The sequence below is a fragment of the Neoroseomonas eburnea genome (assembly GCF_018129005.1).
Taxonomy (GTDB): domain Bacteria; phylum Pseudomonadota; class Alphaproteobacteria; order Acetobacterales; family Acetobacteraceae; genus Neoroseomonas; species Neoroseomonas eburnea.
In genome coordinates this window covers 48,791-61,233 of sequence record NZ_JAAEDL010000010.1, presented here as the reverse complement: position 1 = coordinate 61,233, position 12,443 = coordinate 48,791, and the positions used below count along the sequence as shown (strand labels likewise).

General features: G+C 72.9%; 12 protein-coding genes. 6 read left to right on the top strand and 6 right to left on the bottom strand.

The genetic code is table 11. The features are described from left to right. Nucleotides 1-249 precede the first annotated feature (249 nt). The 3 genes from GXW74_RS11940 to GXW74_RS11930 form a co-directional block, all read right to left on the bottom strand. Entirely contained in the window at nucleotides 250-945 is a 696-nt protein-coding gene (locus tag GXW74_RS11940; protein WP_211846734.1) for a CBS domain-containing protein, read from the bottom strand. 83 nt (nucleotides 946-1,028) lie between these two features. Beyond that, the gene (locus GXW74_RS11935) at nucleotides 1,029-1,991 is read right to left on the bottom strand and encodes a Bug family tripartite tricarboxylate transporter substrate binding protein (RefSeq protein WP_211846733.1); all 963 of its coding nucleotides are present in this window, start codon (nucleotides 1,989-1,991) and stop codon (nucleotides 1,029-1,031) included. 48 nt (nucleotides 1,992-2,039) lie between these two features. Then, nucleotides 2,040-2,990, bottom strand: coding sequence for a Bug family tripartite tricarboxylate transporter substrate binding protein (locus tag GXW74_RS11930; protein WP_211846732.1), 951 nt, complete (start codon nucleotides 2,988-2,990; stop codon nucleotides 2,040-2,042). Between the two features lie 113 nt (nucleotides 2,991-3,103). On the opposite strand from GXW74_RS11930, the gene GXW74_RS11925 reads away from it, so the two are divergent. Next, the gene (locus GXW74_RS11925; RefSeq protein ID WP_211846731.1) at nucleotides 3,104-4,462 is read left to right on the top strand and encodes a replication-associated recombination protein A; all 1,359 of its coding nucleotides are present in this window, start codon (nucleotides 3,104-3,106) and stop codon (nucleotides 4,460-4,462) included. Nucleotides 4,463-4,473: 11 nt separating this feature from the next. Here the strand turns inward: GXW74_RS11925 and GXW74_RS11920 are convergent, their stop codons facing one another. Both GXW74_RS11920 and GXW74_RS11915 read right to left on the bottom strand, forming a co-directional pair. Beyond that, the gene (locus tag GXW74_RS11920) at nucleotides 4,474-5,136 is read right to left on the bottom strand and encodes a hypothetical protein (protein WP_211846730.1); all 663 of its coding nucleotides are present in this window, start codon (nucleotides 5,134-5,136) and stop codon (nucleotides 4,474-4,476) included. Between the two features lie 11 nt (nucleotides 5,137-5,147). Further along, a complete protein-coding gene (locus GXW74_RS11915) occupies nucleotides 5,148-5,870 on the bottom strand; it encodes a hypothetical protein (RefSeq protein ID WP_211846729.1) in 723 nt (240 codons plus the stop codon). 127 nt (nucleotides 5,871-5,997) lie between these two features. Here GXW74_RS11915 and GXW74_RS11910 point away from each other — a divergent pair, with 127 nt between their 5' ends. From GXW74_RS11910 to GXW74_RS11890, 5 genes are all read left to right on the top strand, one after another. Then, complete coding sequence (locus GXW74_RS11910) at nucleotides 5,998-6,366, top strand: fluoride efflux transporter FluC (RefSeq protein ID WP_211846728.1); 369 nt, start codon at nucleotides 5,998-6,000, stop codon at nucleotides 6,364-6,366. A gap of 190 nt (nucleotides 6,367-6,556) precedes the next feature. Further along, a complete protein-coding gene (locus GXW74_RS11905) occupies nucleotides 6,557-7,531 on the top strand; it encodes an RluA family pseudouridine synthase (RefSeq protein ID WP_211846727.1) in 975 nt (324 codons plus the stop codon). Nucleotides 7,532-7,541: 10 nt separating this feature from the next. After that, nucleotides 7,542-10,046, top strand: coding sequence for an AsmA family protein (locus GXW74_RS11900; protein WP_211846726.1), 2,505 nt, complete (start codon nucleotides 7,542-7,544; stop codon nucleotides 10,044-10,046). 36 nt (nucleotides 10,047-10,082) lie between these two features. Beyond that, nucleotides 10,083-10,790, top strand: coding sequence for an ATP12 family protein (locus GXW74_RS11895; RefSeq protein ID WP_211846725.1), 708 nt, complete (start codon nucleotides 10,083-10,085; stop codon nucleotides 10,788-10,790). Next, entirely contained in the window at nucleotides 10,787-11,053 is a 267-nt protein-coding gene (locus GXW74_RS11890; RefSeq protein ID WP_211846724.1) for an acylphosphatase, read from the top strand. The genes GXW74_RS11895 and GXW74_RS11890 overlap by 4 nt, the downstream gene beginning before the upstream one ends. A 329-nt stretch (nucleotides 11,054-11,382) precedes the next feature. Here GXW74_RS11890 and GXW74_RS11885 read toward each other — a convergent pair whose 3' ends face one another. Next, entirely contained in the window at nucleotides 11,383-12,369 is a 987-nt protein-coding gene (locus GXW74_RS11885; RefSeq protein ID WP_211846723.1) for a cyclase family protein, read from the bottom strand. Nucleotides 12,370-12,443: the final 74 nt, after the last annotated feature.

The following is a 12,443-nucleotide window of genomic DNA, read 5'->3' as shown; positions in this document are numbered from 1 at the left end:
GCACGCCGCGCGCGTCGCTGCGGTGAGAAAGCCCCGCGGGATTGGGACCGTCCGTCTGGTGGCGCGCCGCTTCCCGGCCCGGGCCCGCACCGCGCTCCACACAAGGGCGAAGCGGCGGGGACCGATCACGCGGCCGGGTGGCGCGTGGCGCGCAGGATATCCGCGCGATGAAATGGCATATGAGCCTTCGCGGCTGCGAAGACAAGGGAAAAGCTCCGGGGCGAACTCACGCCCCGGGGAGCGAGGGCGTCATGGAACGCCGAGCAGGATCGACGGCGGCGGCGCGGTGTCGAAGACCACCTCCTTCACGCCGGCCACGCCCTCGGCGAGCACGCGGAGCGCCATCTTCGCCTCCTGCCCCGCGAGGAAGCCGTGGAAGGTCACCACCCCGTCCTTCACCGCGGGAAAGACGAAGCGCGTGCTGATCCAGGGCTCGGACCGCATGGCGGCGAGGATCTCCCGGCGGATGCGCGGGTCGGAGGCCTCCTCGGAAGCGCCGCTGCCGACCGGCGCCATGACCGCGCGCAGCAGGTCGGCACGGGAGACGACGCCGACCAGCCGGCCGTCCCGCAGCACCGGAACCCGGCGGATGCGCCTGGTTTCGAGGATATGCGCGACTTCCTCGACCGTCGCGTCCTCCTCCACCGTCACGAGCTCGGTGCTCATCACGTCGCGCACGCGGCGGCCATGGGCGCGGGCATAGGCGAGCGCCTGGTCGGCATTCGCCCCGAGCAGGGCCGCGAAGAAGGAGGCCGGCTTGTCCTCCTTCGCCGAAAGGCGGCGCATCAGGTCGCCATCCGTCACCACCCCCACCAGGCGGCCATCGGCCTCCTGCACCGGAAGGCCGGAGATGCCGCGGTCGGCCATGAGCGCCGCGACGGCATCGAGCGGCGTCTCGGGCGGCACGGTGACGGGATCGGTCGTCATGATGTCGCAGGCGCGCATCGAATCCTCCCAGAAAGATGGATGATTCGTAATCCAGCGCCCTGCCGCCGCCTTTGACCCGGATCAAGCTGCCCTCGGGGCCCTCACCCGATCTCGATCCGCGCCTCCCGCACGATGCGGCCCATCAGGGCGCGCTGATCCGCGACGTAGCGTGCGAAGGTGGCGGGATCGGTGCCGAGCGGCAGGGCGCCGAGGGCATCGAGGCGCTGGCGCACCCCGGCATCGGCCAGGGCATGCTTCGCTGCCTCATAGAGGCGCTGCTGCACCGGCGCGGGCGTGCCCGCCGGGGCATAGAGGCCGTTCCACTCGTTGAGCTCGAAGCCCTCGAAGCCCTGCTCGGCGATGGTCGGCACGTCCGGCAGGGGCGCGATGCGCTGCGCCGTGGAGACGCCGAGCGCGACCAGCCGCCCATCCCGCACGAGTTGCAGGGTGGAGGAGACGGTGCCGAACACGAAGGCGATGTTGCCGCCGAGCAGGTCCTGCAGCGCCGGCGTCCCGCCGCGATAGGGCACATGGGTGACATCGAGCCCCGCACGGTTCAGGAACAGCGCCGAGGCGAGATGCGCCGCCGTCGCATTGCCGGAGGAGCCATAGGACAGCTCGCGCTGCCGCGGCCGCGCCCAGGCGATGAAATCCTGCACGGTCTTGGCCGGCACCTTCTGCGGGTTCACCGCGAGGATCTGCGGCAGCACCACCACCTGGCTGATCGGCGCGAAGGCGGTGGCGTAGTCGAAGCCAAGGTTGCGGATCAGGTGCGGGTTCACCGTATGCGCCATGGCGTCGATCATGATCGTGTGGCCATCCGGCGCGCTGCGGGCGAGTTCCCCCGCGCCGATCGACCCGCCGGCGCCGCCCCGGTTCTCCACCACCACCGGCTGGCCCAGGAAGGCGCCCATCGGCACCGCGAGCAGGCGGGAGGTGGTGTCCACTCCGCCGCCCGGCGGGTAGGGCGCGATCAGGCGTATCGGGCGGCCGGGTGTCCAGGCGCCCCCCTGCGCGAGGGCGGGCGTGGCGAAGGCGGTGGCGAGCAGCGAGCGGCGGAGCATGAACGGTCCTCCCGGGAATTCTTGCCCCGATCCATGCGCCACTGCGCGTCAGCTGTCGAGGCGGATGCCCTCGCCGCGGATCAGCGCCTCCATCTCCGCCCGTTCGGTGGCGAGGAAGGAGGCGAAGGCGGCCGGCCCTTCGGCTGCCGGCTGGAGACCAAGATCGGCGAGGCGCGGGCGCAGCGCCGGCTGGTTCACCGCATCCGCCGCCGCCGCGGCAAGGCGCGCGACGACCGACGCCGGCGTGCCCGCGGCGACGAGCAATCCGAGCCAATCGCCCATGGCGAAGCCGGGGAAACCCTGCTCCGCGACGGTCGGCAGGTCGCGATAGACCGGGCTGCGCGCGGCGGAGGAGACCGCCAGGGCGCGGATCCGGCCGTCGCGCAGCAGCGGCGCGGCCAGGGCGATGGAGGTGAATCCCATCGGCACGTCGCCGCGCAGCAGGCCGGCGACCTGGTCGGCACCGCCGCGATACGGGACGTGCTCCCCGGCGATGCCGGCACGGCGCAGCAGCGCGGCCATGGCGAGGTGCGTGCGCGCACCGACGCCGACGCTGCCGTAGCGGGCCTGGGCGGGGTCCGCACGCAGCCGGGCGAGCAGCTCCGCCAGCGTCGCCACGCCGAATTCGGCGCGGGCGACCAGCAGCAGCGGCAGGGTGGCCAGCAGCGTCACCGGCGCGAGGTCGCGGACATAGTCGAAGGCGAGGCCACGCAGCAGGAACGGGTTCACGCTCTGCCCGCCGGAATCGAGCAGCAGCGTCGTGCCATCCGGCGCCGATTGCGCGACATGGCCGGCGCCGACCGCCCCGGAAGCGCCGGAACGGTTCTCGGGCGTGACCGTCGCGCCCAGCAGCTCGGACATGCGCGGCGCGATCAGCCGGCCGAGGATGTCGGTGCTGCCGCCCGGTGGAAAGGCGATGACCAGGCGGATCGGCCGATCCGCCGGCTGGGCCAGGGCGGGGACGGCAAGGGGCATGAGCAGGGCGGCGCGCCGGAGCATGGCGCACGGGTGATCGCACCCCGCGCCGGCGTCAAGCGACGGAACAATGACAGGAGGCTGCCATCCCGGGAGGCCATGTCGATCCCGCCGGCCCGGCGTTGTATCCTGCCCCCATGGCCGTTCGCCGCCCGCAGGGCAACCCAGTACCCCTCACCGACCTGTTCGGCTCGCCCGTGGGCCCGCCGCCCGAGGCGGAGGGCGCGGCGCGCCCGCTCGCGGATCGGTTGCGGCCGCCGGCGCTGGAGGAGGTGGTCGGGCAGGACCACCTGCTCGGACCCGAGGGCACCATCACGCGCATGCTCGAGCGCGGCTCGCTCGCCTCGCTGATCCTGTGGGGGCCGCCGGGGGTGGGAAAGACCACCATCGCGCGGCTGCTCGCGGAGGCGGCCGGGCTGCGCTTCACGGCGCTGTCCGCGGTGTTCTCGGGGGTCGCCGACCTCAAGCGCGCCTTCGACGAGGCCCGCGCGCGCAAGTCCAACGGCCAGGGCACGCTGCTCTTCGTGGACGAGATCCACCGTTTCAACCGCGCCCAGCAGGACGGCTTCCTGCCGGTGGTGGAGGACGGCACGGTCACGCTGGTCGGCGCGACGACGGAGAACCCGTCCTTCGCACTGAACGGTGCCTTGCTGTCACGCTGCCAGGTGCTGGTGCTGAAGCGGCTGGACGACGCTGCGCTGGAACTCCTGCTGGGGCGGGCGGAGGCGCTGATGGAGCGCGCCTTGCCGCTGGACGAGGCCGCGCGGGCGACGATGCGCGCCATGGCGGACGGCGACGGGCGCTACCTGCTGAACATGGCGGAGCAGTTGTTCGCCCTGCCGCCGGGCACGAAGCAGCTCGACACCGCTGCGCTGTCCTCGCTGCTCGCGAAGCGCGCCGCGCTCTACGACAAGGACCGGGAGGAGCACTACAACCTCATCTCCGCGCTGCACAAATCCATGCGCGGGTCTGATCCGGATGCGGCGCTCTATTGGTTCGCGCGCATGCTCACGGGCGGGGAGGACCCGCGCTACATCGCCCGCCGCCTCACGCGCTTCGCCGCCGAGGATGTCGGCATGGCCGACCCGCGCGCGCTGCCCCTGGCCATCGCGGCATGGGAGACCTTCGAGCGGATGGGGTCGCCGGAGGGCGAGCTCGCGCTGGCGCAGCTCGTGGTGCACCTGGCAACGGCGCCGAAATCCAACGCCGTCTATGCTGCCTTCGGCGCGGCGATGCGCGCGGCGAAGGAAACCGGCAGCCTGATGCCGCCGAAGCACATCCTCAACGCGCCCACGAAGCTCATGCAGGAAATCGGCTACGGGTCCGGCTACGAATACGACCACGATGCGGAGGAAGCATTCTCCGGCCAGGACTACTTCCCGGAGGAGATGCGGCGACAGAGCTTCTACCGCCCGACCGATCGCGGCGCCGAGGCCGCGATCGCCGAACGCATGGCGCGGTGGGAACAACTGCGGCGCCGGCGGCGCCGCGGCTGATCAGCCGCGCGTCAGCGGTCCACCTCGAAGGTGGCGAGGTAGTTCAGGCCGCCGAACATGCCGGCATAGGCCTCGAACACCTTGGTGAAGAAGTCGACCGCATCACCGGTGCCGATCCGGTATTCCCCCATGTTGGGGTCGAAGAAGTAAAGGTGCCGGTTCATGCCGAGCGTGCCGTGCGAGGCATAGGTCGCCACCATGTGGCCGGCGCTGCCCGTCGGGGTCTGCAGGCCGATGTTCCACAGGCAATAGGTGCCGGCCGACTTCGATGCGGTGGCGCCGGCCTGGCCGAGAACGCTCGGCGTGCCGTCGAAGGTGGCGTTGCAGGAGGCGGGAACGACGCGCAGCGCGTAGGCGCGCAGCGCGTCGCCGTACATCGTCTGCAGCATGTCGTAGTAGCTGCCGCTGCCGCCGCCGGAGGCGACGTGGATGTCCTGCGTCTTGCCGCCCCAGCGAAAGGCCGCGCCAGTGAAGAGGGCGGCGAAACGCTGCTCGGCCGACTCGTTGTGGAACATCATGCGGCGCGCCAGCCAGATCATGGACAGGCCCGTGCAGATGCCTTCGCGCTTACCATCCGTCAGCGGTGCGTTGTAGAGCGCCTGGAACAATTGATCGTTGCCGAGAACGCTGCCCTGATCCAGGGAAAAGGTCTTCGTGTAGCCCGCTACTTCCATCGTTTCGCTCCTCAGCGTTGCTGAAAGGGTTGGCTGTCCGTTCTCAGCCGCAGTCGACCTTGAAGGAGGCGAGCCATCCGACGCCGAGGAAGGCGGCGGCGCAGGCTTCGAGCCAGGCCTTCGCGAACTTCGCGGTATCCCCCGTGTCCACCTTGTATTCGCCCAAATTCGGATCGAAAGAGTAAAGGTGGTGAAAGAAGCCCATCTTCCCGCCGGATGCCCGGGACGCGACCATCTGGCCGGCGCTCGCGCTGCCCGTCCGCGGGCCGATGTTCCGCAGCCGGCAGGCGCCCTTGTCCCTTAGGTGCGGGGCGAAAGCCGAACAACGGGTGAGACGATGCTGCCGCAGTGGCCTTGTCCCTGCCGTGCGGGGCGAAGGCGGTGGCGGCGGTGCCGAGGTTGGCGGTCGGCACCTCCACCGTGCCGTTCGGCAGGATGACCCGCGAATTGGCGCGCAGCGGCTCCGCGCAGGCGTGGTTGCAGATACTCTCCATGCCGCCGCCCGGGTCGCCGGGCGCGAGGTGATGGTCCTGCGTCTCGCCGCCCCAGCGGTCCGCCGCGTCATTCAGCGCGGCCTGGCGCCGCGCCGCGTTGTCGTCGTGGAAGGTCATGAAGCGCGCGAGCCGGATCATCGGCATCCCGGTGCGGATGCCGTCCCGCTTCGGGTCGTTCAGCGGCGCGCCGGAGACTCCCTGGAGGATCTGGTCGTTGCCGCGAACCGTACCCTCGTCCATCGCGAAGGACTTCGTGCAGCCACCAACATCCATGGTCCGAAGAATCCCCCGCGCGCCCGACGGGGCGGGAGGCTAGCGGCGCCGTGGCGCGCGAGCAATGATCCGAAAGCGGCCGGGACGTCAGTCCATGCAAGGTTTCACAGCATCTTCGCTGGCGCTGGTGGCGCTGGGCGGCGCGGCCGCCTCGGTGCTGCGCCACCTGGCTTCGCTGTTCGGCACCGCGCTGTTCGGCAGCGGCTTTCCGTGGGGAATGCGGGCGGTGAACATCCTCGGCAGCGGCGCGATCGGTGTGCTGGCGGCGCTCGGCATCGATGGCGCGGCGCGCAACCTGCTCATCCCCGGCTTCCTCGGTGGCCCTACCACCTTCTCGGCCTTCTCGCCGGAGTCCACTCATCTGTGGGAACGCGCGCCGGTGTTCGCGGTGGCCTATGTCCTGCTCTCGGTGGGGCTCGGGCTGGCCGCCTCCGTCCTCCGCTTCTGGCTGGTGCGGCGCTGAGGGAGCCGGCGCGAAGGCGCCGAAGGGCGCATGCCCCGGATGACGGCACCGATCCGTGCGGCGGCGCCCGGAGCGACGGTCGTGGCCAGCCGCCCGCGGGAACCTCTCGGCGCGCCGGCCTGCGGGCCGCCGTCGCCGACCCCCGCCCGGCAGCATGCAGGTTGCGGCGCAGCGATGCTATGCTGCGTCCATGCCCGTCACCACCCGCACCGTCCGCCCCGCGGACGGCGAGATCCGCCTCGACCGCTGGTTCCATCGCCACTTTCCGGCCCTGACCCAGGGCGCGCTGCAGAAGATGCTTCGCACCGGCCAGGTTCGCGTCGATGGCAAGCGGGCAGAGGCGAACACCCGCCTGCTGCCCGGTCAGGCGATCCGCATCCCGCCGATGCCTGACGCCCCGGCCCCCAAGGCCGAGCCGAAGCCGATCGACCCGCGCGAAGCGGCGGCGCTCGAACGCCTGGTGATCTACCGGGACGACAGCGTGATCGCGATCGACAAGCCGCAGGGGATGCCGGTGCAGGGCGGGCCCGGCATCGCGAAGCACATCGACGGCATGCTCGATGCGCTGCGCTTCGGCAGCGAGGAGCGGCCGCGCCTGGTGCATCGCCTCGACCGCGACACCACCGGCGTGCTGGTGCTGGCACGGACCCCGGCCGCCGCGTCGAAGCTCGCCGCCGCCTTTCGCGGGCGCGATGCGGAGAAGACCTATTGGGCCATCGTCGTCGGCCGGCCGCACCCGCTGGAAGGGCGGATCGACATGGCGCTCTCCCGGCAGGCGGGCGGGCATGGCGAACGCACCGTGCCGTCCGAGTCGCGGGACGCTGCGCGCGCCGTCACGCTCTACCGCACCATCGATTCCGCGCAGAAGCGGGCGGCGCTGCTGGAACTGACGCCGCTCACCGGCCGCACCCACCAGCTTCGCGTGCACTGTGCCTCGGCGCTGGGCTGCCCGATCCTCGGCGACGGCAAGTACGGCGGCGCCGCGGCGCATCCGGAAGGCTTCGGCGACCGCACCCTGCACCTGCACGCCCGCGCGCTGCGCCTGCCGCATCCGGAAGGTGGCGTGCTGGAACTCGCCGCGCCGCTGCCGCCGCACATGAAGGAGACCTTCACCTTCCTCGGCTTCGACAAGCCCCGCACGCCGCCCTGCCGGCGCATCCGCTGAGGTTCACGCCATGCGCGCCGTGAAATGGATGATCGGTCTGGCCGGCGGGGCCGTGCTGCTGCTCGGCGCCGGCATGGTGGCGCTGGTCCTGGCGCTCGATGCCGGGGCGCTGACGCCGCGCCTCGTCGCCGCCATCGAGGGCGCGACGGGGCGGACGGCCGCGCTCGGGGCAGTCTCCCTGCGGCCGGGATTGACCCCGAGGCTGACGGTGGAGGGCGCGACGCTCGCCAACCTGCCCGGCGGGTCGCGGCCCGAGATGGCGCGCATCCGCCGCATGGAGGCGAGCCTCGCCGTCCTGCCCCTGCTGCGCGGCGAGGTCGCCTTCCGCAGCGTCACCATCGACGGCGCCGACATCCTGCTCGAGCGGCTGGCCGATGGCAGCGAGAACTGGGCCCTGACGCCGCCGGCGCGGGCGGCAACGCCGGCACCGGCGCCGGCCCCCGCGGCATCCACCGCCCCGCGCCGCCCGATCGCGATCGGCGAGTTGCTGCTGACCGACAGCCGCGTGACCTTGCCCGACCCGCGCCTCGGCACCGTGGTGGTGGAGCGGGGGCGGATCGACGGCTTCGGTGAGGGCGGGCCGGTCGGCATCGCCGCGCGCCTCGCCCTGCACGGCGCCGCTGCGACGCTGGAGGCGGAGACCGGCCCCCTGCCCGCCCCGCCCGGCGCGCCCTGGCCGCTCCGCGGCACGCTCTCCTTCGGCGCCAACCGGCTCTCGGCGGAGGGCCGGCTCGGTGAGTCCGTCGTCCTTGCCGCCACGTTGCCGGAACCGGCCGCGCTGCTGCCGCTGTTCGCGGCCCTGGTGCCGGACGCCTCCCTGCCGCCCGTGCTGCCGCCCATCGAGGCAGCGCTGCGGCTGGGTCCCGAGTTCGCGCCCTCCGACATCCTGCTTCGCCTCGGCGCAGCGGACCTGTCGCCGCTCGTGCCGGGACTCGCGCTCGCGCGGCTGGAGCTGCGGGCGCCGGCGCTGGATGCTGCAGCCGAATTGACGGCGGAGGGCAGCCGGAACGGCCTCGCCTTCCGCGCCGCGCTCGGCCTCGACGCGCCGGGCGTGCTGCTGCCCGGCGCGCCGGAGCAACCCGTCCGCATCACCGGCGACATCACGGCGGCCGAAGCGGTGGCGAAGCTCTCCGGCCGGATCGAGCGGCCGCGCAGCCTGTCGGGCGCAACGCTCGAGCTTGAGGTCGCGGTGCCGGATCTCGCCGCCTTCGCGCCGGTGCTGCCCGGCCCGCCACCGCTGCGCGACCTGCGCATCGAGGCCCGGCTGGCTGCGCCGGGCAGGGTGACCGGGGAGATCCGCATCGCCCCCTTCCGCGTCACCGCGCCCGTCATCCAGGCCGAGGGCGAGGTGACGCTGCAACCCGGCTGGCCGGTCGGGCTGAACGGGCGCATCGCTTTGGCACGGCTCGATCTGGACGCGCTGATGGAGCGGGTGGCCGCAACCACGCAGGCGCCGGCCCGGGCGGCAACCCACCACGCTCCCGCATCGCCGCCGCCCGCGCCGGCCCCCGCGCAGGCCGATGGCCGCGTCATCCCCGACATTCCGCTGCCGCTCGATGTCGTGCGCGCCTATCGCGGGCGGCTCGACATTTCGGCCGACCACCTGACGGTGGCCGGCACCGATTGGCGCCAGGTGCGCGGGCAACTCGCCATGGCTGACGGCTCGGCGCGGCTGACCTCCTTCTCGGCCGTCACCCCGGGCGGGCCGGTGCATGGGGAGGCGACGCTCGACGCCGCCGCCGCCCCGCCGGCGGTCACGCTCAACCTGCGCAGCCAGGGGCCGGGCATCGACCTCGCGGCGTTGCGCCGCGCGCGCCAGGAGGCGACGGGCATCGAGGGCCGGGCTGAGATCCGCCTCGAACTGAGCGGACGTGGCGCCACCACCCGCGCCGTGGCGGCGACGCTGACGGGCGAGGCCGGGATGGCAGTGGTCGAAGGCCGCCTCGCCCATGCCGGCCTGCTGCGGCTCGGCCCCGACCTGGTGGGGCTGATCTTCCCAAGCATCCCGCGGGAGGGGCTTGAGCTGCGCTGCCTCGCGCTGCGCCTGAGCGCACACGACGGCATCGCGCGCACCCAGGCGCTGATGCTCGAAACCTCCGCCGGACGCGTCGACGGCGTGGCGGCGGTGAACCTGCGCACCGAGGGGCTTGCCGCGCGGCTGATGCCGGACGTGTCGCTCCTCGGCGTGCGGGTGCGCGCGCCGGTCGGCATCGGCGGCACCCTGGCGGCGCCGCGCATCGGCGTGGACCCGGGCCGCGCGGTGGGCCAGATGATCGGCGACACGGTCGCCAACCGGCTGTGGCGCGACCCCACGGTGGAATGGCTGCGTGGGCAGGTGACAGGCAGCGCGCCGGCCGGGGACTGCGCGTCCCAGCTTCGCATCGCACGCTTCGGTGCCGACGGTCCGGTGCCGCCGCCGCAGCGCGTCGTCCCGGGCGTGCCACGGGAGCTGCAGGGCACGACGCAGGATCTGCTGCGCGGCCTGGGCGGATTGCTGGGCGGCGGCCGGCGGTAGTGGAGCGCGGCGCCAGCCGGCGCTATTGCTGCGGCCATGAAGCGCTTCTGGGATCATGCCGTCGCCGTCGCCCGGCCCGAGGGCGGCCATGCCGTGCTGCTCGACGGGCGGCCGCTGCGCCTGCCGGGCGGCGCACCGCTCGTCACCGCCTCCTCCTCGCTGGCCGAGGCGATCGCCGCCGAATGGCAGTCGGCCGGCGGTGAGAAGGGCGGCGAGATGTCGATGGAGGCGGTGCCTTTGACCCGCCTGCTCGGCACCGCGCAGGACCGCGTGGCACCGGACCCGGCGGCGATGGTCGAGGGCCTGGCGAAGTACGGCGAGACGGACCTGCTTTGCTACCGCGCCGAGGATCCGGGCCTCGCGGCACTGCAGGATCGGGAATGGCAGGTGCTGCTCGACTGGGCGGATGCCGCCTATGGCGCGCGGCTCACAGTGACCGCGGGACTGATGCCCGTGGCGCAGCCGGCGGCGAGCCTCGCGGCGCTGCGCGCGGCGGTCGAGGCGCACCGGGCGGAGGAGTTGGCCGCGCTCGGCCTGGCGGTGCCAGGGCTGGGCAGCCTGGTGCTGGGCCTCGCGCTCTCCGCCGGGCGGTTGGACGCGGCGGAGGCGCATCGCCTCGCCGTGCTCGACGAAACCTTCCAGGAGATGCGCTGGGGCGAGGACGCCGAGGCGCTGGCGCGCCGCGCGCGCGTCGCGGCCGATCTTGCGCTCGCGGAACGCTTCCTGTCGCTGGTGCGGGCATGAACGCGCGCCGCGTCCTCATCCGCGGGCGGGTGCAGGGCGTCGGCTACCGCGACTGGATGGTGCGGGAGGCGGAGCGGCTCGGCGTCCAGGGCTGGGTGCGCAACCGGCCGGACGGCGTGGTCGAGGCGCTGGTGGCAGGGGACGAGGCCGCGGTGCAGGCGCTGCTGTCCGCCTGCCGGCGCGGACCGATGCTGGCACGGGTGGATGAGATCACCGAGGAATTCGGCCCCCCGCCGGCGGAGCCGGGGTTTCGGCGGAGGTGAGAAGGTCGGGGGAGGGGAACCTCCCCCAAGCCCCCTCCCTTTCTTGTCTTTTGGGAACTGACTTCGGAGGTCATACCAGCGGCACGAGTTCTTGCCTCGTGCCGAGGCCGCGACGGGCACCCGGTCACCTTGCCTTGCAAGGTGCCGGGGATCCGGGATGTGGCTCGCCGGTGGTCCGGCGAAACCGGGAAAACCGGAGGTTTGCGCCCGGCGTCTGAGGGCTCGAGAAGCCTCATGCCAACGGTCGCGAATGGCGGCCGCTGGCATCAGTTCCCAAGTGCCAAAGAAGGTTGGGGGGCGCGGGGGGAAGTTCCCTTCCCCCCCGGCTTCTACCGTATCGCCATCGCATTCCCCGGGCTGCCGATCCCGCCCCTGAGGTTCAGCGGCGCCGCCGTGAAGAACGCCGTGAACCGCTCCGTCACCGCGCTGTCGGCGGCAAGTGCCTCGAGGTCGAAGAATTCACCGAGGCACAGGCCGAGCCGCGCGATCGCCAGGTGGAGCGCCGGCTTCCAGGGAAAGATCGGCCACGCCTCCACCGTCGGGTTGTCTGCGGCGACGGCGGCGATACCGGCATCCCATAGGAAGCGCCACATGGGCTCCTTGCCGTCGAGGCCCGAATAGTCGCGCGCCCCGCCCTCGCCCTGCAGCAGCAGATGGCGCGCGGCGGCGTCCGGCGCGGCGCGGAAGGCTTCGAGCCACCCGGTGCGCACCAGCAGGATGTCGCCCGGCCGCAGCGCCACACCCTGCGCGGCAAGGCAGGCCGCGAGGTCCTCGGCGGTCGCGCGCTGCCCGCCCATCGCGGTCCAGGCGCGCCCGGTGCGGGCAAAGTGCCGCTTGAGATCCGCCAGCACGCAGCGCCCCGCGATGCCGTGCGCGAGCGCCTTGTCGATGCCGTTGCGGCTTTCCGCGCCATGGACGATCGAAGACAGCGGCGCGTGGTTGTAGAAGCCGTGCGTCGGGTCGGCGAAGTGGCTGAGCCCGTCCCATTGCGTGCTCGCCTGCAGCCAGAAGCCGTCGAGCCGGTCGTCGCGGGTGACGCGGCCGGGGTGCTCCTCCTTCACCATCACCGGATGGGGCGCCTGGCGGCGGCGATGCGCGCCGGGCAGCGCAGCACCGAAGGGTTCGTCGAGCGGCAGGTTCAGGTTGAAGCGCCGGCCGTCCCGGATCTCCTCGCGCGCCGCCACGACGGTCGCGTCGGTGATGCGGTTCAGCGTGCCGACCTGGTCCCCGGCCCCCCAGACACCCCAGGAAAGCGGCAGGCCCGTGGGGTCGTCCGGCGGGCGGGGAAGGTCGTCGTATCGGGGTGCTGGCGTCACCGGGCGTTCCTCTTGCCTGGCCGAAGCCCCCGCGCGACGACGGGGGCGGGCGTCATGCCGCGCATCCTGCGTCG